The organism is Bartonella sp. MF74HXZ (assembly GCF_042194445.1).
GTDB classification, from domain to species: domain Bacteria; phylum Pseudomonadota; class Alphaproteobacteria; order Rhizobiales; family Rhizobiaceae; genus Bartonella; species Bartonella grahamii.
Genome location: NZ_JBHIMW010000006.1, coordinates 1 through 21990, shown reverse-complemented (window position 1 = coordinate 21990; position 21990 = coordinate 1). Strand labels below are relative to the sequence as shown.

Here is a 21990-nt window from a genome sequence, read left to right as displayed (position 1 = left end):
ATTCTTAAAATATATACTGTAGTTATTCAGGTAAACATCTAACTTCGTTTATAGGTATGATAAAATCACTTGTGACGAAATCACAGATTTGGGATCACTTTTACTGGTTAAACGATAAAGACAGGCAAAACTCTACTATAGTATCGCGCTTTCCTTTCATATTCTCAACCAAGAGTTATCTATAGATAACCGCTAATCTGATCTTTATGAATATAACGCAAAAGACATAAACGAACGTTTGTAAAAATAAGTAAAAGTAAAGCCAGATATGTTTGGTTGTTGTCTCATAAAGTATTTTATAAAAATTCGATCTATCTCTCTAATTTATTGCGTATAAATTTTTGACTTTATAGTATTATTTTCCTCATAAATTCTTTGCTTTTTCTTGTTGTCTATACATTAAAATAGCTCTGATATAGCAGCATATTTATGATTAGGATGCACCAGTACTGTACGCGTCATTGTAAAATTTTTGATGCTAAATTGGAATAAAAATATGAAGGCATCAATTAAAAACCAGTTTCTATCTTTAGCATCATTCTTTAGTTCAGCTTTGCGGTTTTCTAAAGCAACGACAATAATATCCTTTAAAGAATAGAGATATGAGCATTATTTTTTGTTTTTTCATTCTTTAATGAGTCCCCTATCCTTCATGCAATAAAGAACACTTAAAACAGAACACATTTTATCGATAGAATAACACATTTATTAGCAACAATAATGATTGATCTATGATCACAAACTTTAAAATTCTATTCATAACTTTCATATAAAATTTATAATTAAATCTCATTAAACTTATTACGAAAGCTTCATTCCTCTTCGCCCTAAGAAACGAAACATCTACTCCCGACAGTCTGTAAACAATCCGTTCTCTTAAGTGAATTTAAGCGGCTAACCATTTCATGAGATTCACTTACACAAGAATACATCGGCAAGCCCTATTTTGAATATTTACTCCACACTCTAAAAACACTTAATAGATCAAATTTTATATGCCTTATCTCCCCCCACCTTAAATGACAGTATTTTAACGAAATAGAATAAATCTTGCCTTAAATACTCTGTTTAATCTTTTATAATTGATTGATGCAAAAATTAAATCAACGAAAGAGATTCATTGTATTTTCGAGAGGTATGAATCGCCCCATCATAAAAAACAATCTCCATAACATGACAGGCAATTTGAAAAAAATCTTTTTATATAAAAGGTACCACCGTTGTACCGGGAGGCAATTTTGCCTCATCTTCAGGCTCGACATGAATAGAAATACGCACATTATCAAATTCTTTTTGAAGAACACCTTCGATTTTATCACAAATTTTATGTGCTTCTCCTACCTGCATTACAGCAGGCACAACCAAATGAAACTCTATAAAAGTAACCCTCCCAGCAACACGCGTCCGTAAATCATGAACCTCAAGCGCACCAGATGCATTTGCAGAAATCAGCTCCCGAATCCGCATGCTTTCATTCAATTCAACGCCGACATCCATTAATCCCTGAACAGCATTTCTAATCACCTTCCATCCCTGCAAGAGAATATTAACGGCAACGATTATCGCTAAAATTGGATCTAAAACTCCCCATCCTCCTACAAAACCAGCAATCAGACCAATTATAATTGCAAGCGAAGTAAAAACATCTGTTATAAAATGGACTCCATCAGCTTTAAGAGCCGGTGAGCGATGATGTTTTCCCTGCCAAATAAGGACCATTCCCCACATACAATTTATGACAGTTGCAATAAGATGAATAACAAGCCATATTCCAGGCTTCTGCAATAATTGAACGGTAGAAAGAGCTATCCATGCTTCTCTTAAAATAACAATTGCCGCAATAATAATGAGTATCCCTTCAAGAATGGCAGAAAAATATTCTGCTTTATGATGCCCAAAGGGATGATCCTGATCCGCTGGCTTCATACTCACTTTAACAGCCCACCATGCTGCCAATGACGCAAGAATATTAACTATTGATTCCAATGCATCAGAATAAAGTGCAACCGAACCTGTGATGTGATATGCCCAATATTTCAAAGCAAAAACAATACACGCAATAAAAATAGAGTATAAAGTTAAGCTTTGTATATTGATTTTTACATCCATGAACCTCATCCTTTTCTTCACGAAATAAGGGATTAATATTTTCAACCATATAATTATACTTTTGGCATATCGACAATATTTCCTCAATATTACAGAAGCTTCAGCATACAATAAACGCTTCAGCTCACATTATTATCGTAAAAACTGCTCAGTTACACGAACAGAATCAATAAAGGAAGAAGAGAGGAACAGAATAAACAAAGAGCTTTCCCAAGAGCAATCAAACACATCACCTTCATTATTAATCGTTTTCTGAATAACTTAAAGCCATCTCACATCTCATAAACGAAAAACTTTTTTGCTCAAATGTATCATGATCATGCATTACTTTTCAGTCTTATGATGCGCATTATAACCCATCTATAAGCCATCTTTGAACCCTAGAAAAATATCTTAGCACTCTACTGTAACCTTACAGGTCAACTGCATTTTGAAATGTGATTTACTAAAAAATTGAGATATAAATAAAGAAAAACAATGACTACCCTCAAAAAAAGAATCTGGGCATTGGGGACCCAGATTCTTTTCCCTTAGAAATTAAGGGCATACAGAACTTGGGAAATAGCGGGGACCCAAGACACTGCACCCGATACGAGAAAAATATATGATTCCGTACCAGTGTTTTTATACTACACCTATGGTTGTATATTGTCAACATAAATTCTACCATAAGTTTCAAAATAATGTTTTTTTATCTCTTTTTTTTAAATAAAATAAATTCTAACATCTGGAAATCATAAGAAAAAAGCACTAAAAATCTCGCATGCATTTGAATATCATAACAATCAATGAAACAGATGATCCACGCCTAAAAGCCTATCATAATATCCGTGAAAAAGATCTTGTTGGACGGCAACATCAATTTATTGCTGAAGGCAAAGTAACATTGTCCGCATTACTGCACTCGAAAGATTTTTCTGCCATCTCACTGCTCATCGTAGCAAACCGTCTCTCTGGACTTCTACCGCTTTTAGAAAAAACACAGCCTCTATGTCCCATTTATTGTGTTCCACAAAAAGTCATGGATAATATCACCGGCTTCCATGTTCATCGTGGTGTCTTGGGTATTGGTAAACGCAAAACACTGCCATCCTTACAAAGTTTTCTACAACATCTTCCAGAAAAAGCTTTGATTCTTGTTTTATGTGGTATCTCGAATCACGATAATATGGGATCAATTTTTCGTAATGCAGCAGCCTTTGCCAGCAATGGCATTATTGTCGACAAAACTTCATGCGATCCACTTTATCGTAAATCAATAAGAGTTTCTGCCGGCGCTGCTTTAAAAGTACCCTATACGCAAAACGCTGATATAAATGACATTATAGCTGCTCTAAAGGATAAAAACTTTCATCTTTATGCACTCTCCCCTTCTGCTTCACACACTCTCAAGCAAGCCAACAAAACTAAAAGAATGGCACTTATTTTTGGAACAGAAGGCGATGGCTTACCGCCCCATATACTACAACAATCAAAAACCTTACGTATTCCCATGACTAACGGTTTTGACAGCCTTAATGTTGCCACAGCCTCAGGTATTGCACTTGCCCATTTTACCAACTTTGACCACTAAAGATGATAACACTTTAAGTTGTAAAACATATCCGATGCTGTATGTTATCTATCAGTCCCAATAATGTTGCTGTTCCCTAGCATTTGAAAGCATTGATTAAAAAACATTTTATATTTTTCTTATCAATACTTTCCACCCCCTAACCCCGCTCATGACGTGCAAAAGACATAATTTTGATGGATCCAATCATAAAACAAACTCTCAATGAAAAAACCTTCTGGAAGTCTCTCACTCAAGTTTAAGGTTGAAAATTATCGTTATAAATCAATCAACTATGTTTTATGAAGCTGTTGTTTTAGTTCAGAGGAAACAGAATCTTTTGTTTCAAGATTGCATAAAACGCGCTTCAACATCATTTCAGTATCGGCCGCACGTTCTGAATGTGTTACAAATCCTCCCCCAAGAATACGCGCCTCATGACCATTTCCATCATAAAGAACGCAAGCTTGCCCTGGTGCCACACCATTTTCACATTCCAATAAATCAACGGAAAAAATACCTTCTTTATAATGTAAGCGCGCAAGGTGAGGAGGACGCGTTGAACGCACCTTTACAGCTACCTCAATACCTTGAGAAGGGAAATTATCTAACGACTCATCACCAAGCCAATTCACATCACGTAAAAAAAGCTTATGTGTTTCTAACATTTCACGCGGTCCAACAATAACACGTGCATTTTCCACATCGAGATAAACTACATAAAGCGCTTCACCCGTTGACACCCCAATACCACGCCGTTGACCAACCGTATAATTAACAATTCCCGAATGTTTACCTAAAATCTTTCCATCAATATGGACAATAACGCCAGGATTAGCGGCTTCTGGACGCAGTTTTGCGATAACATCTGAATATTTTCCTTGTGGAACAAAACAAATATCCTGACTATCATGCTTATTGGCAACCACAAATCCCATTTCTGCTGCCATTTCACGAACGCGGGCTTTTGGAAGGTCACCAAGTGGAAAACGCAAATAATCAATCTGTTCTTGTGTCGTTGCAAAGAGAAAATAACTCTGATCACGATCATTATCGAGAGGACGAAAGAGTGCTCGATGCGCTCCGTGGGAACGCGAACGAATATAATGTCCCGTAGCCAAAGCATCTGCCCCCAATTCACGTGCTGTTGCTAATAAATCAGCAAACTTAACCGTTTGATTACATGCAATACATGGTACTGGTGTCTCTCCATGAGCATAGCTTTCTGCAAAAGGGTCAATAACAGCTTCGCGAAAACGCTTTTCATAATCAAGAACATAATGCGGTATTCCTAATGTTTCTGCAACGCGGCGAGCATCCTCAATATCTTGTCCTGCACAACATGCCCCCACCCGATGCGTTGCTGCCCCGTGATCATAAAGCTGCAACGTAATGCCAATAACATTATACCCTTCCTTTTTCAAAAGACCTGCAACAACCGATGAATCAACCCCCCCCGACATTGCAACAACAATGCGAGAATCCTCAGGTTGCCCTGGTAAATCAAGACTGTTTAAAAACATGTATTCATTCTCTATTTAATGCTCTGTTTAATGGCTACCCATATGTTAACATTTTGATGTACGCTCTTCAGCACTTTTACACGATTGATTGTCTTTATATTGTTTTTTTATCTTTTCCACAACCATAGGCATTACTTTCTTAAAGGCTGCTGCAAACAAAAAAAGAATGATAGAAATAAGGCATAATGGCAATCGTTTGGGAGAAAACCTTTTTTGCTCTTTTTAAAATCTGAAAAATATTACAAGAAGTTCTTCTACACACTTCACTTAAGCTTCTTTTTACGTGCTCAATCACTTTATTAATTTTTTCTTTCAGCGCGTTTAGCTCTTTTTTAAATTTCATGCTCTATAAACGAATCAAGTCCTTGACTAAAGGTAGAGGATACGAATGACCAATTTGATAAAAACACAAATGAAATATGTTATTGGGCCAGATGGAAGTCCGCTTACAATTGCCGACCTACCGCCGCAAACAACACGACGCTGGGTGATTCGTCGCAAAGCTGAAGTTGTTGCGGCTGTCAGAGGTGGATTGTTAAGTCTTGACGAAGCGTGCCAACGTTATACTTTGACTGTAGAAGAATTTCTTTCATGGCAAAGTTTGATCGATGAACACGGTTTAGCGGGATTACGAACGACCAAGATTCAAAACTACAGGCATTAAGTTGCCATTGATTACGATTCGATAACATAAAAAAACTTATAAAACAGCCAAATTTGATAAAAATTTGGCTGTTTTATACTATACCCAAAAGATAAATCTAAAAGAATGGATTTTTCAATAATTGCTTTTATCATCCAACCGTTAAATTAGCCAACCATTGAATTAGATTGAATCAAAATATCCTCATCATCCGCAGCAATCTTCTTTTCTCGTGCTTCCAAAAGCTGTGCACGTTGCAGCTCTGTATTAGCTTCATGGAGAGCAATTTCAGCGTTTGTTTTTTGAAGCTGTAAATCACGAATTGAATTGATCAGATTATCACGTCTTTGCCGCGCTGCACGCGCAAAAGCAGAATAAGCAAAATGGTGAACATCATTGTTTCCAGATTTACGTTCTTCATGAGTAATCTGTGCTTCCAGCTCTAACACCATTCGTTCAAATTCTGCGATCATCATCTCAAGCTGTGCAATTTCACGGCGTTTTCCACGCACTTGAAACATCCTCAATCGCACCATATTTTCTCGTGGCTTCATACTCACTACTCCTTGATTGCGCCAACTCAAAACTCGCATTTACACCCAATAAATATCTTTTAGTTATATGTCTATCCGACAAAAACAGTCTATTGACTTGAAATTATAATAATTTTTGCCTTTCATTAAAGCGTCTGAAAATACAATCTGCTTTAAAGAGCAATAACTATTTCTTTACTTTTCCCCATATTATAAAATGAAGAAATTTAAAGCTCAGTAAACAAACACTGAAATTGTAAAAAAGTAATTTATAATGCTCTTTTACAAATTTTTTTAAGTTAAAGTTTATAGAAAAAGCCCTTCTTTTTTTATTATGTTAAAAAATATGCGATTTTTCTAAAATAATTTTGTAGCCTCTTTCAAAAATAAAAATATTTTGTTAACCACTATCATGGATAGTGGGGAATTTAGTAGTGATTGTTACGCGTACTACTGAAATATACATAAACACTTTGTTATAAGTGTTTGATTTCATGAATTGTTTTTATAACAGTGGCTTTGCTAACTGATTATAAAATAGAAATGCTCCTTATGATTCGTGAAGGAGCGAAGTGAGGGATCTAAAATGCGCGTATTATTAATTGAAGATGATAGAGCAGTTACTCAAAGCATTGAGTTAATGTTAAAGTCAGCTAACTTTAATGTTTATATCACTGATCTGGGTGAAGAAGGTATCGATTTAGGAAAACTCTATGATTATGATATCATTTTGCTTGATCTGAATCTCCCTGACATGTCAGGGTATGATGTCTTGCGGACTCTAAGGTTGGCAAAAATAAAAACTCCTGTCCTAATCCTTTCTGGTATGAATGCCATTGAAGACAAGGTCCGTGGTTTTGGCTTTGGAGCTGACGACTATATGACAAAGCCTTTTCATAAGGATGAGCTCATTGCACGTATCCATGCAGTTGTTCGTCGTTCTAAAGGACATGCACAATCGGTTATTGTTACCGGTGATCTCACTGTTAACCTTGATGCAAAAACCGTCGAAGTTGCAGGGCGCCCCGTTCATTTAACCGGAAAAGAGTATCAAATGCTAGAGCTTCTCTCTTTACGCAAAGGTACCACCCTTACCAAGGAAATGTTTCTCAATCATCTCTATGGTGGAATGGATGAACCAGAACTAAAGATTATCGATGTTTTTATCTGTAAATTGCGGAAAAAATTGGAAGCAGTCTCTTCTAGTGTAAATTACATTGATACAGTTTGGGGACGTGGTTATGTATTACGTGATCCAGTTGAAGAGAACGTACGAAAAACCGCTTAAGCAGTGAACATGCACTTTGTAAAATCTCGGAGTGTAGCGGGCCGAGATTTTTTCCCGAGATCTGTTCTCTGTTAAAAGTAGAAAACTCGCACACCAAGAATCTCATATAGAAAGCGCTTAAAGCTTAAGAAGTAACCACACAGAATTTACATATATAACCCTATTGCTCATAAGTTCAATCGAAGCCACTTTTCCCAACACGGCTTAAGCGCTTCTCTCTTATTCAAAGCTTTTTTACACTTTCTAAAACAATACAATGATCATTTTCATCAATATTTATTTTCATCTCTGTCATCTGAGAAAGTAACATTGTGTAATAAAATTGGATGACATGTGCATCAATAAGCTCTTCTTGAACTTCTCCACGAAATAACGCAAGAAAATGAGGGGGTATACGGAGAGTTTTACCGAAAACCTCAAATCGAAAAGAACGTTTATTTTCTTCTTGCAAAATCATAACAACAATTTCACCACCACGAGAAACTGTCGCGTTTGCAATCAATAATAAATTAAGCAAAAGTTTAACTTCATCTTTTGGTAACAATAAAGAAGAAGCTTGCCATTTTAAAGTTGCTTTTTCTTCTTTCATATATTGTTGAGCAACCTGCTCTGCAGCCCGTGTATCTATTTGTCCTCCACTTGCACCAGCAAAACCAAAAGCCAATCGCGCAAATTGTAGACGTGCAGCAGCACTCGCAACGGATAAACGCACCAATTGTAAAGCATCTTCTTCAGCTCCTCCTTCATCATAAAGCTCCATTGCATTTTGAATAGCCCCCACAGGTGAGATCAAATCATGGCAAATACGACTACAAAGCAAAGCAGCAAGATCCGTAGGATTCAAAGAAATATCTAACGTCATAATGATTGAAAACTCCTAGATTCAAAAAAACAAACTTTATTTTAAAGAAAAACTCTTAATATCTGATGCATAATAGGAAACATTAACAATCATGCTAAAAAAATTTCAGAAATAAATTCAAGAATTTAAATAACCTTATATCTTATTTTTTATTTGAATAGAATGAAAATTCTAATATTATCTTTTTGTTTATCACTAATAAAAGGAGAAAACTTCATGGCTCTCTCTCTGCTCAAATACTGGTACAAAAATATTATATCTTTAATCCTCCTTTTATTCATCACCATAAACACTGCACATGCTCAACTACAACCAATAGAGCAAAACGAACCCCATTATTCACTCCAAGAAATTATTGATTCTGGTCATCTTTTTTTTGGAAAAACAGCTAGTGGTCTGGCTGTTGCAATTCAAAATATTTTTTCACAATACGGTTATCCCAATGCTTATATTTTAGGAGAAGAAGCTTCTGGTGCCTTTTTTGCTGGATTAACCTATGGCGAAGGAAAAGTTTTTACCAAAAGCTATGGTCAACATAAAGTTTTTTGGCAAGGTCCCTCAGTAGGATGGGATTTTGGTGGCCAAGGCTCCCGTTTAATGATCTTAGTTTACAACCTTAATAGCATAAATAATTTATGGAAACGCTATGGTGGTATTTCAGGTTCTGCCTATTTAATTGCAGGTGTTGGTTTTCATGTCCTCAAATACCATAATACCTTGTTAATCCCAATACGTACAGGAATCGGCGCACGCCTTGGTATCAATATAGGATATTTAAAATTAACACCTAGACCGACATGGAATCCGTTTTAAACGTATTCTTATTTGAAAAGGGGTATTATGCTTATTCAATCGTTTCTTTTTTTTATTCTTGGAGTTGCTTTCACTTCTTGGGTACTGGTCCTTTTGTCTCCTTTTATTTGGCGTAAAGCCGTTCATTTTGCGTATAAAGATGTTTGTGCGCAAATGCCATTATCACTCGCGGAAATAGAAGCAAATCACGATTTTCTTCGTGCACAACATGCTGTAGAATTAGCAAACAACCAACAAAAGTACGAGTTTTTGCAAAAAAAATACGCCCAACAAAAAATACAACTGAGCCAAATAACAGAACAATTTTATCGGCTATGCCTCCCCACACAAGACACTCTCACCAAAGAAGCGATAGCAATCAAACAAAATATCGCCACAATACACACTTTCAAAGGAAAGAAAAATGATGCGTGAAAAAATCGCACACTATCAGCAACGTTTACAAAAAATCCAAACTCATGAGCTTGACACGACTGCTAACCACCAATTGCTGGAAGAACTCCGTGAAGAAACAAAAGAACTTGCAGCAACATTGGCAGCTCAAATAGCGCTACAAGAGGGGAATACATCACCCATCAATACATTGATTCAAAAATCAAAAAGCAAAAATGACCTCGCATCACGTATTCGCAAAAAAATCACTTGTCTCTCCAAAAGCCCCGTTAAATAGGTTATCTTTTAAAACACCCTTGAATGAAGAGTAAAACCAACAAAGGTTCATTGTAACTTTCATAACCCCAATCCTTTTTATTAAACGTGACTTTCTTGCTAAGCTAAAGGACAAAATTTCTTAACCCATACCGTTCTGTTAAAAAGCATCTTCTTGTCTAGCAGATTCCACTTGCTAATCATATCACCGCCCTAAAGGACAACATTTCATAGGTCCTAGAAAGCAAATAATACCAAAAACATTGGTCACACACTCTAACAAAAGATACCTTCTAAGATGAGTCACCAATAGAGCTTTGACCATAATTTTAAGGATAAAAATACGCTCTCAAGAGTGATAAAAATCTCTTATTTTTTGGATAATCATATCCTGATCCGTTTGTGTCAAGTAAGGATGCATTGGTAAACTTAAAACACACTCTCCTAAAGACTCTGAAACAGAAAGGGAATCTTTTACATAAGGAAAGTGTTTATAAGCTGGCTGTTGATGTAAAGGAGTTTTATAATAAATCATTGTAGGGATAGAATTTTTTTGTAAAAAATCTTTTAATTTATCACGTTCTTTTACCTTAATCGTATATTGCGCATAAGCAGAACGAATATTTTCTCCTATTTCTGGAACTGTAACAATATCTCTTAAGCCATTGGAATAGCGTTGAGCAATTTCTACACGCTTTTCCATTTCATCTTCAAAGATCGCAAACTTTTCTAGTAAAATTGCAGCCTGAATGCTATCTAAGCGCGAATTCATGCCAATACGTACATTGTCATATTGCGTTTCACCTTTACCATGAAACAAAATAGAACGTAAAAGTTCTGCAAAATGATCATCATTGGTCATCATAGCGCCTCCATCGCCATAACATCCTAATGGTTTTGCAGGATAAAAACTTGTAGCAGCCACATCACCAAAAGCACCGCACATGGTATTACCGCTTCTTCCACCCATAGATTGAGCAGCATCTTCAATTACAAAAAGATTTTCCTTTGCTGCCACTTGAGCAATTTGCACATAGTCAGCAGAAAGCCCAAATAAATCAACAGCAATAATAGCCTTTGGCTTTAAACGTCCCTCTTTTTTTACCATTTCGATAGCGTGAGAAAGTTTTTCAACATCAATATTGAATGTATCAGGTAAAACATCAACAAAAACAGGCTTAGCCCCCACCAAAGCAACCACTTCAGCCGTTGCTGAAAATGTAAAACTAGGACAAAACACAGCATCCCCTGGACCAATATTTTTAGCCATAAGAGGCATCTTCAAAGCATCTGTTCCATTAGCACATGCAATCACATGTTTAACGCCAAGATATTCTGCCAATTTCTCTTCAAATTCTGTTACTTCTGGTCCCAAAATATACTTACCACTAGCGACCACATGTGCAATTGCAGAATTAATTTTATCTTCAATACGCGCACGCTGCGCCCCAAGGTCGATGAATTGCATATTAACTCCATTGATCATCACAAGAATGCAAAAGCGCTACCTATCTCTTTTATCTATCATAATTGACACCAGCAGCTGTTAAAATCCGTAAAACCGCAATAGCATCATCACCATTTGTACGAGGTGATTGACGCGTTTCAATACAATGAAGAAAGTGCCGTAATTCGCAAGTAAGCGGCAAATCTTCACAAACATCAATATAATTCAGCTCATCCATGCTAAAAGCCCACTCTTGATTTTCTTTCCAAACGGCAAAATAGTGCATTGCCAATTTACGACTCCACGGTTCCATATCATCAAAAACGAGCATAGCTTTTGTTCCAACAACAGTTAAACGTCTCTCACGATAAGAACTCAAGCGTGAAGTAAAAAGATGACTACGCACACCATTTGGAAAAGTCATATGAATATGAGAAAAATCAGAAATCTGATCAACGACAGCAGCCCCCTCACCGCGAATTTCGGAAGGTTCACACCCTGTCAACGCCAAAATCATTGAGAGATCATGAGGCGCAAGATCCCATAAAGCATCGCTGTGTGTGTGAAATTTTCCAAAGCCTAATCTATGAGAATAAATATATCGCACATCTCCCACTTCTCCGTTTTTCACCAATTCACACATTTTTTCAAAAGCCGGATGAAAACGTAAAATATGGCCCACCATAAAAACTCGCTCATAAGCCTCAGCCTCCTGAACTTGGCGTTTAGCATCAGAAACATTCAAGGCTATTGGTTTTTCCACCAAAACATCTTTACCATTTTTAACAGCACGGAGCACATTTTGCGTATGCAATTGTGGCGGCAGTGCTAATACCAGCGCATCAATATCTCGATGCGTAAAAAGATCATCTGGTGTAACAAGCTCTACACCATACATCGTTGCAAAACTAGCAGCACGATCATTATCAATATCAGAGACTGCTGCCAAAGCCCCGAGAGAATGGAGTGTCCGTATATGATTTTCACCCCAATGACCGCATCCTAAAACCGCTACACGTGGCACCATTTTCATGCCTTACCCTACTTTATCATATAAAATTATACTTTTACATATCGAGGATAAAATAGAATGACAAGAGAAAAGCTTAAAAACGATGCTTGACATCTTACTATTCTACCCCTTATATCCGCAAAAGATGTAATTCTTTACAATTATGATTACTTATTTTGTATGATTGCTTATTTTGGCGGAGTAGCTCAGTAGGTTAGAGCAGAGGAATCATAATCCTTGTGTCGGGGGTTCAAATCCCTCCTCCGCTACCATTACTTTTTTTTGTTGTGTAGTTTTAGTTTGTCATCGGTGTAGCTTGCCAGCGTTTTTTTTATATTTTGACACTAGGCTTTGTACCAATTTATTTTTTTCTCAAAGAGTTTTTAAAGGGGTCTTCAAAGACCTTTCAAAGGTCATTTAAAGCCCCTTTCATGAATCTTTTTCTCTTCTTCTAAAAATCACAATTTGAGATGATGAGCTTTTGAACCAGAGTCTGATTCTTTGAACCGCATGTATAAGATGTACTCACCTCTTTTATCTTAAATTGGCTAAAGGTTTTTCGCATCCATGACACATCATTAAGAGACACAAGAAACTTCCCCTTCAATTGTGCAAGCAGTTTGGACATCGTCTGATAATCCTTCCGCTTAAACAAATCCTTTCCACAGTAATCCTCAACGCCAAAGTAAGGCGGGTCAAGGTAAAACAAGGTATTTGTCCGATCATAGCGCTTGATAAAGTCAAACCAATCTAAATATTCAATGGTCACACCTGCCAAGCGCCGGTAAATAAGCTTTAATAAGGCTTCAAGTTTGAAAGAGTTAAACCCACGCACCACGATGTGGATCAACTCCAAATATCCGCTTTGCCACCTGACCAGAAAAACTCAACCGCTGCAGATATAAAAACCGCAAAGCCCGCTCTAAATCCGTCAGGGTGTTTGGATCTTGTAGAGCGAAACGCTGAAACGCCTCACGGTTGCTTATCTGGAACTCCAACAGCTCCATAAAAGGGTGACAATGGCGTTGCAACACCCGAAAAAATTCACCACATCGCCTGAACGATCATTGATGACTTCATATAAGGGAATCAATTTCCGCCTGAAGAATATTCCCCCCATTTCAAAAAAAGGCTCAGCATAAGTGCGATGGAGAATGCCTTCAATAATTTTGATACAGCTACTGATCACTATCCATGCAATAACGCCGCCCGATTCCCAAACCAATTAGACCGCCTGTGGGAATAGGTAGGTTGTGGGGCTGAAAGTAATGGAACAGTACCAAACAGATAAGCCACGCGCCGCAAGTAAGCCTCTAGCGTGCATAGCTTATAGATTTTGGAAACAGACAATTATTATAATTCAGGCAATTAAAGATCGGGTCTAAGACTTTTAATCTAGTGGACAAACACGAATAATATGACCGTCGGGATCTTTGATTAGGAAGGTACGTCCAAAAATGTCAGTATACGGTTCCTTCAAGACATTTATCTCAACGGTGGTTTGCTCTTGCCATTCCGCATATAGCTTATCTACGTCCTCTCCCTTAGGCAACATAATGCCGATTTCTGAAAAACGAGGCACATTTTCCTCAGGTGCATCGCCCCCAGACCAGATAGCAAAGAGTGCATCACCCGAAGAAGCAAATGCAACATAGCGTGGTGAGATGAATACAGGCTCTTTCTTGAAGATGAATTTGTAAAAAGCCGTAGAATGCTCCACATTTGATACGTATACCAACTGCAGGTTTGGGGTAACAGGATAAATAGGAATATTACTCATAAATTCTCAATGATTTGCGATTGCCTGATATACAATACCTATATTAGAGAATATTACAACAAGAGTTTGTGATGCTTCCGTTTGCAGTGTGCTCTATTTATATGTTTTTACTCTCTTATTACTATATGTTAAAATACCGAAATCGCTACTACATCGTCTTCGCCAACTTGATTTTGCCACCAATATAAGCAGCAGCTGGTTCTATAGGATCAACAGATTTTAATGTTTCTTTACAAAGTGCATCCATCATTTTTTAACACTCTTTCATCTATATTAGCCATCTTCTCATTGCTTTAAGTGATAAGAAGTGGCTGCGATATTGAGTTGTGTTACGTCGGACGGGTTTGTCGCAAAACTTCTCCCGTTGGCTGGGCAACCAGCCCAGCCTCTATTCTTTGTTGCTTTCTTTTCCCTTGTCCGGTGCTTCGAGTGTAATTTCTGTGGTGTATCCGCTTTGTTTTTCATAGCAGTGGGTGACAGTGGAAGCTTTCCATGGACCATTGATTTGCATACGAAACCCTTGAAGAAGCAGAGGTTGATCCGCCATGATTTCGGGTCGCCCCTCAAGGGTCAAAGAACCACTGCCCACAGCACGACACAACCTGTCCGACTCGGAAGCAGCAGCAGCTCGTGCTTCCTCCTCACAAGTGTAACAAGTCCGCAAACGCCGCACGGGACCGCTAAACCCTGTCTGATGCTTGACTTGGTATTGCTGCCCTTTTGAGCGATCAAAATAAGCAGCTTCAATGGTGCCATATTGCGTACGTGGCTCTAATGTGAATTCCAAGCTGGAACAGTCATGCTTATGGATGTCGAGTGCTGGTAAATTGTCACCGCTTAAAAATAAAAACTTATTGTCCTTGATTAAAAAACGTGCCCGCATGCGATCGGCAAGGCGGGTTAGAAAATCAACAGCCGATTGATCTGTGCGAATCATATAAGGCAAAGTTTGTTGAGTGAACTGGGGACTGACCTTTGCTTGATAGCCATGGCGTTTGGCGAGTGTCTCAACAATCTCACCAACAGTTTTGTGATCAAAATGCTCACTCGCCTGTTCTTTGAGCTCTTTACGCATCGAGGCACTTTTGCCACAAAGGCGCAAAATCTCTCCATCACTGCCCCCACAACTTACCACTGACTCGACAACAAAACGCCCCATAAATGCACTGATGCTGTTCTCATAGCCAAAGATCACCTGCAGAGCGTTGCCCGTTTGTGGAACCTCTAAATCATTGCCACCATCATCAAACTCTGCTTCAAATGTATCGGCTTCATTACCGGCATGGTCCGTAATGGTTGCAGTTAAAAGACGCTGGTAAAAAACCTCATGAACAGGTTTATCTCCCACCTTGACCACAATAAAGGGGTATGTGCGCATTAATCCCATAACCGCTTCACCATGCTTTGGGGATTAGACAACACAAACTCAGGCAAAATGACCGTTAAGCCCCGAGGTAAAAGCACACCATATTTGGCAATCTCTGGATTGGCTTCTAGTGTGGCTTCTAAATAACCGTTTAGTGCCCCAACTTGGATGCGGTCCCTGAACACTGCCATGGCATGGTGAAAGCAGATAAGATCGAGACTCATATCCTCTAGCTCTACAACAACATGCTTTTCTGGTATCTTCATGGAGTTTGTCCCACTTGGTATTGTCCCACCTGATATTGTCCTTGCGGTTTTCCGCCATTGAAAAAGGGCAAGAGAGTAATGGAATAGCGGATGCGCTGTGATTGACCAGAGCGACTGATATAGTCGTGCTCTTTATTGATCGTGGTGATCACCACGGGGCCATGGAGAAGGACACTATGGTCGTATCATTAATCCAACGAAGCATCTGGACAGGCTTTGCTCTTCGAATCGTTCTGCTTATGGCATCAATGGCTACACGGTCACCAAATTCTTCTGGAAACCAAACGCCATGAATGGTTTTTGCATCATTGCCATAGCCGGTAAATTGCAAACTGGGGGACTTGCCAAAACGCTCCATACAAACCCATGAGGCAGAAAACTCTTCTTCAAAGGATTGGAAATTCAGCCAGTCCACATAAAATTGATGCGGTCCTAACATCATCAAAGGATCTCTCATAGGCTCCCTCCCCTCATTCTGTTCCCCCATGCAGAGCATTGGCACGTGCCCGTTGAATGGCGTGGGCAACCGCACGACCAGTGGCCACAGGATCACGGGCGCCATTGACATGCACTGTTACATTTTGATTGTGGGTGGTAGTGGAGCGGTCTTTCTCTCTTTGTTCTCTCACAGAGTAATTGGCATGCCCCGCCCCCGCAAATTGTGCAATCGGTTGAATGGCTGTTGTGCCTCCCAAAAAACTTGGCAAAAACTCTCTTAAATTAATGGACCCAAACCACCCCTTAATGCGATGAGGCAAAGATTTACAAAAATCTGTCAATTGTGAGATGGTGCCCATAAAACCATCAACAATCAGGATAAAACCGCGTACAATGCGTAACGTCATGCTTCACTCCTTGCTGCTTTACGATAAGTTTCAAACGTATCGCCAAAAGTGTGCATCATTTTCTTTTGGATATCTTCAGTAAGCCAATCAAATATGCGCTATTGCACTGGCTACCAAAAATTAAATCTCCTAAAGGTGGCACTTCTTCTGCATCAAATTTCACCCGAAACTGTCCTAATTGTAAAATACTGTTGCAATTTAAATCGCGATCAAACCAAACCCGCCCCCCAGCAGTGCACCCCCGCGCAATCAGATCATCAAGAAACTGCGTGAGAGAGCGGGTAATAGCAATGACATAGTGAGAAGTCAGATTCTCGTCATTAGCCCAAGGGCTAAAACTGTTAGTGATAGTTTTTTCAACGCTGCACAGGTGCACACTACATTGACAAAGCGCCAGAGTGGATCACTGGAGTTGGTATGGTTTCCCCATAAAATGCGTCCATTGGCAGCCATTTTCCCTACAGTATTATCTAAATGCATATTTTGACTAAGCCGTGCTAGTATAAAGGTAGCAATATCAGCTTGATTGAAACGCTTTGCCTCATGATCGATTTCGCCATCAAAATAGCTAATCGGGCGCGCCGTACCTAAAATGCCTTTAACATCTTGATTGGAAGGAGACAAAAAAAACACCTCCCCTTCACTTATCACGTTTGATAAACATCGCAGCCGCAAAAGGACTTGCTAGTTTAATACTAATACCACCCTCACTATTTGCCATCCGTACAAAGGGAGCAATCAAATAACAAAAATGCAATAATTAAATTTTCCCCTGAAGATATAGTGGAACTCGCGGCAGAGCTTTATAAAAAGTTACAAGAGCTTATTCAAGACATCAACGACAGTGAAGAAATAGAGCTTACCTTGCCTCTTTTTAAAATTGCATTTAAAACATCAAATAGAGGTTGAAAAAACACTCAAGAACGACACCAACCCAACCTAACCATCATTAAAAATGGAAAATGAAGGTGCCTTTCTCCTTACATTAAGATTTTTAATAACAATTTGTTTTTAAAATATCATATCTTTTTTTGCTTTTTTGGCTGATTTGGGAGCAAACTTCACAATTTATAGATTTTTTTCAAAGGGTCTTCAAAGGCGGTTTTCTAGGCTTCCACAGAGTTTTTAAATCCTCAAAGCCTTTTCCTATTTTTTCCATTGAAACACAGTTTTTTCTCATTTTCCCTCATTTTTAGATGTAAAAATCCATTTTGACAAAATGCACATTTAATGGTGAAAATTAATCATTTAAAAAAATCATAAATTCCCACCCAATCTCACCTATTCCCACTTAAAAAACTCCTGTCAAACGACAAGCTTTCTTTTTTGTATACTCACAGCAGCATAGATACTGCTATTCTTTATTGCTCATTTCCTCTTTTCTGGTTTCTTTTTTAATATCTTCTCCATTATTTTCTTTCTTGTGGTAACTCAACAAAGTTTATCTCTAAATAATACACAATAATAAAACGATGACCTACAATTAAAAAATTATAAACAACTTTTAATATCTTCAATTATTTTATAAATTTTTAATAAATTAGTGATTTAAATATTTTAATTTTTAATATTATAAAATAATTTTTATTTATAATTTAGTTTTATATTTATTTCACAATGAATAATAAAATAAATTTATAATAAAACATTATGTATTTTATTATAAATTTATAATTATACTTTACACGCAAATAAAAACAATCTATTCGTCTCAAAGCAGAAAACCATCCATTTGATATCCTTCTTAGTAAGCGGGGGAGGAATGTGTGGGGCTTATAAGTTAGGAAAATATCAATGTATAAAAAATCTCTGTTACTCTGTACAGCGGCTATCGCTGTTACGCTGTTTGGCACCCAATTCAACGCATATGCTGAAAATGTTCTTAAAAATGATGTAAAAGATACAACAACGACTGCCACTAAAGGCAGTTCCTATGATGCAATTGAGGCAACAAGTGGTGGCAAAATCAACGGTGAAGATTTAAAAGTAACCTCTCCTGATCCTGAAAAATTCGGCACTGGTGTAGCGTCGAAAAATTCCGGCAGTGAAATTACGTTAAAGGGCACAACAACCATTGAAAAAGTTAAGAACGGACTTTTTGCAGGAGAAGGCGGTAAAATCACCAGCGAAAATTTAACAATAAATGCAACCGATATTGGTTTAGTAGCCATAAATTCTGGTAGCAAGATTGAGTTAACGGGCACAACAACCATTGAAAAAGTTACTAGCGGGCTTCAAGCAAAAGACGGTGCAGTAATTACTAGTAAAGATTTAACGATAACCCTTAATGAATCTGGAGAACCTAATACGGGAGAATCTATTGTTGGTGTGCTCGTCCAAGATGCTAATAGCAAGATTGAGTTAAATGGAAAAACAACCATTGAAAACGCCACAGGCTATGGTCTTATGGCATTAAATGGTGCAATCGTTAGTGAAGATTTAACACTAATTGGTTCTGCAACCCAAGGAACAAGTATTGGTATAGGGGCCTACACACCTAATAGCAAGATTGAGTTAAATGGAAAAACAACCATTGAAAAATTCAAAAATGGACTTGTAATGAACAATGGAGCGACAATCAAGATAAACGGCGCTTCCATTACAGCTTCTGAAATTGGTGCTTCTTTCGAGAATAATAAGAGTGACAAAAACACGCTGGAAAATGTGAAAATATCAAGCGGTAACGATGACGCCTTAATGGATAAAGGAATAAATGCTGAAAAAAGCACTGTGGCTTTAAACAATGTAACCGTCACGAATGCAAACACAGGCATATTTGCAAATGATCACTCCACAATAACAGTCTCTGGAGGATCATTCGATGGAAAAACTGATGGGGTATATACTAAAGAAGGCAGCACCATTAATTTAGACGAAAAAGCTGCGGTTACATCATCTGATGGTTCTGGACTTCATGCAGAAGGTTCAGGAGCAAAAATCACGAAGACGGGAGGAACTGTCAGTGGAAAACAAAATGCATTATTTGCAGAAAAAGGTGGACAGATCGATGTCACGGATGTTGCTTTAACAACAACAGATAGCACTGGAACTGGCGCAAAAGCCGATGGCGCTAACAGCGTCATTACATTAAAAGGCACAACAACCATTGAAAAAGTTGTAAACGGCCTTGATGTAAAAAATGGAGCGACAGCCAAGATGACCGGTGGTTCTATTGCGGCTTCTCAAATAGGTGCCCTTTTCAACGCTAGCGGAAGTGATGAAAATAAAAACACGCTGGAAAATGTGAACATATCGAGCGGTAACGATAGCGCTTTGATGGATAAGGGAATAAGTGCCGAAAAAAGCACTGTGACTTTAAACAATGTAACCGTCACGAATGCAACCACAGGCATATTTGCAGATGATCACTCCACAATAACAGTCTCTGGAGGATCATTCGATGGAAAAACTGATGGGATATATGCTAAAGACGGCAGCACCATTAATTTAACCGGCGATGCTAAAATTACATCAACTGATGGTTATGGACTTCATGCAGAAGGTTCAGGATCTAAGATCACAATGGCAGGAGGAAAAGTAACAACAATAGGGGATGCGCTAGTTGCATTATTTGCAGAAAAAGGCGGACAAATTGACGCCACGAATGTTGCTTTAACAACAGATGGCAAAGGAACCGGTGCAAAGGCCTTTGGTCCTGATAGCAGAATTGAATTGCATGGCGATACAACAATTAACAATACTTGGAACGGTCTTGGAGCAGTTAGTGGTGGTAAAATTACCAGTGAAAATTTAACCGTAGTCGGTGGTGAAAGAATTGATCAAGACCCCAATGAAGAACGATCTGGTGTATGGACGGGGAGCTCTGGTAGTGAAATTCAGTTAACGGGAAAAACAACCATTGAAAATGTTGATGAAGGTCTTTATGCTGATAGTGGGGGTAAAATCGTTAGCGGAGATTTAACAATAACCGGTGGTAAATCCACAGAACCAACCGTTGGTGTAAACATTTGGGAGCCAGATAGTATAGTTGAATTAAATGGCAAAACAACCATTCAAAATGTTGATATTGGTCTTTTTGCTATTGAAGGTAGTACAATTAAAACGAGTAATGGCGCTATTGATGCTAATTCTAAAGGACTAGATACCCAATCCGACACTCCTCAGAATGGGAAGAAAAATAAAATAGAAGCAAAAAAAGCTGCGCTGGTTGTAATAAATGGCGGACATATTGATCTGAAAGATGTTTCTGCCACAGCAGAAGTTGCCGGTTTACAATTCGCAACTTTCTCTGATAATGATCCAAATGGCCCAAATTATCCACAAAGATATCATAGCAATGAGATCAATCTTACCAATGCAGAGCTTCATACTGAAAATGGTACAGGAATTTTTGTTGGAACTGTTGTTGAAAAAAGCATCGAAGATGCTGCTGCTCCATCTATCGGCACAGTCAATCTTAAAGATTCAGAAGTTCATGCGGACGTATTATTAGGAGATGGTATTTTTTGGGACAAAACATCATGGAAAGATAAAGATTTGTGGGATGGTAAAGAGGTTAAAGCGATCTCCAACGGCACTTTCACATTAAGCGCTGATCAGTCTACTCTAGAAGGCAGAGCGAATATTGCTAAAGATAGAAATGTACACTTTGATCTAAAAAACAATACGCAATGGATCTTAAAAAACAGTGCCCATGAAACAGATGATGATGGACAACTGATTGATATTGCTCAAAGATCTCGTTCTGATATTTCCACGCTTAATCTCGACAATAGCTCCATTATCTTTAATGGACCAACAGAAGAGCATTATCACACATTGCATATAGGTTCTGGTAAACCAGACACGCAAAAAGTCTACAAAGCCTCTGGTGACGCAAAGATTTACTTCAACATTGCTTGGAGTGATGGCGTAGCAAGTGCCGATCAAAAAACCGATAGGCTTCTCATTCACGGTGATGTCTCAGGCAACACAACAGTTTATATCAAAAGCGATTCAGGGGATAAAAATAGTGTAGTAAATGCTGCTGATCCTTCGAATATCGGTGGACTTTCGCTCATTCAAGTTTCGGGAAAAGCAAAAGAAGACTCCTTTAAATTAGCCAATGGCTATACCACACTAGGGGGAGAACCTTATAAATATACGCTGACTGCTTATGGACCAGACTCAAGCCATGGACAAGCCGATATTGCGCAAAACCTGTTTGATGAAAAGAATGAAAATTTCTGGGATTTCCGTTTACACAAAGAAATTCTTGAAACTGGTTCTGGTCCAAGTGTAGCCGCTCTTGTACCACAGACAGCAAGCTATTTGGTCATGCCAAATGCTCTTTTCAGTACAGG

16 protein-coding genes, 1 tRNA gene and 6 pseudogenes are annotated in these 21990 nt (G+C 38.2%); 8 read left to right on the top strand and 15 right to left on the bottom strand.

Annotated features, from left to right (window positions below):
- Positions 1-1200 precede the first annotated feature (1200 nt).
- Entirely contained in the window at positions 1201-2109 is a 909-nt protein-coding gene (locus ACFIJ8_RS06265; RefSeq protein ID WP_273788027.1) for a cation diffusion facilitator family transporter, read from the bottom strand.
- Positions 2110-2872: 763 nt separating this feature from the next.
- Between ACFIJ8_RS06265 and ACFIJ8_RS06260 the strand changes: the two genes are divergently transcribed.
- Positions 2873-3682: a TrmH family RNA methyltransferase gene (locus ACFIJ8_RS06260; protein WP_375629021.1), complete on the top strand. Its 810-nt coding sequence runs from the start codon at positions 2873-2875 to the stop codon at positions 3680-3682.
- A 272-nt stretch (positions 3683-3954) separates the two neighbouring features.
- Here the strand turns inward: ACFIJ8_RS06260 and mnmA are convergent, their stop codons facing one another.
- Complete coding sequence (gene mnmA / locus ACFIJ8_RS06255; RefSeq protein WP_273788025.1) at positions 3955-5184, bottom strand: tRNA 2-thiouridine(34) synthase MnmA; 1230 nt, start codon at positions 5182-5184, stop codon at positions 3955-3957.
- 139 nt (positions 5185-5323) lie between these two features.
- A complete protein-coding gene (locus tag ACFIJ8_RS06250) occupies positions 5324-5527 on the bottom strand; it encodes a hypothetical protein (RefSeq protein ID WP_375629024.1) in 204 nt (67 codons plus the stop codon).
- Positions 5528-5572: 45 nt separating this feature from the next.
- Here ACFIJ8_RS06250 and ACFIJ8_RS06245 point away from each other — a divergent pair, with 45 nt between their 5' ends.
- The gene (locus ACFIJ8_RS06245) at positions 5573-5848 is read left to right on the top strand and encodes a DUF1153 domain-containing protein (protein ID WP_015856675.1); all 276 of its coding nucleotides are present in this window, start codon (positions 5573-5575) and stop codon (positions 5846-5848) included.
- Positions 5849-5994: 146 nt separating this feature from the next.
- On the opposite strand, the gene ACFIJ8_RS06240 is transcribed toward ACFIJ8_RS06245, so the two are convergent.
- Positions 5995-6381, bottom strand: a complete 387-nt coding sequence (locus tag ACFIJ8_RS06240; protein ID WP_015856676.1) for a hypothetical protein — start codon at positions 6379-6381, stop codon at positions 5995-5997.
- Positions 6382-6946: 565 nt separating this feature from the next.
- On the opposite strand from ACFIJ8_RS06240, the gene ctrA reads away from it, so the two are divergent.
- The gene (ctrA, locus tag ACFIJ8_RS06235; RefSeq protein WP_015856677.1) at positions 6947-7648 is read left to right on the top strand and encodes a response regulator transcription factor CtrA; all 702 of its coding nucleotides are present in this window, start codon (positions 6947-6949) and stop codon (positions 7646-7648) included.
- Between the two features lie 223 nt (positions 7649-7871).
- On the opposite strand, the gene chpT is transcribed toward ctrA, so the two are convergent.
- Positions 7872-8510, bottom strand: coding sequence for a histidine phosphotransferase ChpT (gene chpT, locus ACFIJ8_RS06230; RefSeq protein ID WP_015856678.1), 639 nt, complete (start codon positions 8508-8510; stop codon positions 7872-7874).
- Positions 8511-8726: 216 nt separating this feature from the next.
- Here chpT and ACFIJ8_RS06225 point away from each other — a divergent pair, with 216 nt between their 5' ends.
- Positions 8727-9323: a DUF1134 domain-containing protein gene (locus tag ACFIJ8_RS06225; RefSeq protein WP_015856679.1), complete on the top strand. Its 597-nt coding sequence runs from the start codon at positions 8727-8729 to the stop codon at positions 9321-9323.
- Between the two features lie 27 nt (positions 9324-9350).
- Positions 9351-9993, top strand: a pseudogene (locus tag ACFIJ8_RS06220) (hypothetical protein).
- Positions 9994-10320: 327 nt separating this feature from the next.
- On the opposite strand, the gene ACFIJ8_RS06215 reads toward ACFIJ8_RS06220, so the two are convergent.
- Both ACFIJ8_RS06215 and ACFIJ8_RS06210 read right to left on the bottom strand, forming a co-directional pair.
- Positions 10321-11439 carry a DegT/DnrJ/EryC1/StrS aminotransferase family protein gene (locus tag ACFIJ8_RS06215; protein WP_273788023.1) on the bottom strand — a complete coding sequence of 373 codons (1119 nt, stop codon included), beginning with the start codon at positions 11437-11439 and terminating at the stop codon, positions 10321-10323.
- A gap of 49 nt (positions 11440-11488) precedes the next feature.
- Entirely contained in the window at positions 11489-12445 is a 957-nt protein-coding gene (locus ACFIJ8_RS06210; RefSeq protein ID WP_273788085.1) for a Gfo/Idh/MocA family protein, read from the bottom strand.
- A gap of 180 nt (positions 12446-12625) precedes the next feature.
- Between ACFIJ8_RS06210 and ACFIJ8_RS06205 the strand changes: the two genes are divergently transcribed.
- Positions 12626-12702, top strand: a tRNA-Met gene (locus ACFIJ8_RS06205).
- A gap of 179 nt (positions 12703-12881) precedes the next feature.
- Here the strand turns inward: ACFIJ8_RS06205 and ACFIJ8_RS06200 are convergent.
- The 8 genes and pseudogenes from ACFIJ8_RS06200 to ACFIJ8_RS06170 all read right to left on the bottom strand — a co-directional run.
- Positions 12882-13550 (bottom strand): annotated as a pseudogene (locus ACFIJ8_RS06200) (DNA adenine methylase).
- A 270-nt stretch (positions 13551-13820) separates the two neighbouring features.
- Positions 13821-14210: a VOC family protein gene (locus ACFIJ8_RS06195; protein WP_273788019.1), complete on the bottom strand. Its 390-nt coding sequence runs from the start codon at positions 14208-14210 to the stop codon at positions 13821-13823.
- Between the two features lie 151 nt (positions 14211-14361).
- Positions 14362-14457 (bottom strand): annotated as a pseudogene (locus ACFIJ8_RS08550) (DNA adenine methylase); the annotation flags it as partial.
- Between the two features lie 141 nt (positions 14458-14598).
- Positions 14599-15588, bottom strand: a complete 990-nt coding sequence (locus ACFIJ8_RS06190; RefSeq protein WP_375639249.1) for a phage late control D family protein — start codon at positions 15586-15588, stop codon at positions 14599-14601.
- Positions 15588-15842 carry a tail protein X gene (locus ACFIJ8_RS06185; protein ID WP_015856306.1) on the bottom strand — a complete coding sequence of 85 codons (255 nt, stop codon included), beginning with the start codon at positions 15840-15842 and terminating at the stop codon, positions 15588-15590. The genes ACFIJ8_RS06190 and ACFIJ8_RS06185 overlap by 1 nt, the downstream gene beginning before the upstream one ends.
- Positions 15839-16299, bottom strand: a pseudogene (locus tag ACFIJ8_RS06180) (phage tail protein). The gene ACFIJ8_RS06185 and the pseudogene ACFIJ8_RS06180 overlap by 4 nt, the downstream one beginning before the upstream one ends.
- Positions 16300-16312: 13 nt before the next feature.
- Complete coding sequence (locus tag ACFIJ8_RS06175) at positions 16313-16687, bottom strand: hypothetical protein (RefSeq protein ID WP_375639219.1); 375 nt, start codon at positions 16685-16687, stop codon at positions 16313-16315.
- A pseudogene (locus tag ACFIJ8_RS06170) lies at positions 16684-17438 on the bottom strand (phage tail protein); the annotation flags it as partial. The pseudogene ACFIJ8_RS06170 and the gene ACFIJ8_RS06175, both read right to left, overlap by 4 nt.
- Here ACFIJ8_RS06170 and ACFIJ8_RS06165 point away from each other — a divergent pair.
- Together ACFIJ8_RS06165 and ACFIJ8_RS06160 are read left to right on the top strand one after the other, a co-directional pair.
- Positions 17435-17630: pseudogene (locus ACFIJ8_RS06165) on the top strand (transcriptional regulator); the annotation flags it as partial. The pseudogenes ACFIJ8_RS06170 and ACFIJ8_RS06165 overlap by 4 nt on opposite strands.
- Positions 17631-18481: 851 nt before the next feature.
- A partial coding sequence (locus ACFIJ8_RS06160; protein ID WP_375639218.1) for an autotransporter outer membrane beta-barrel domain-containing protein occupies positions 18482-21990 on the top strand: 3509 nt, incomplete at its 3' end.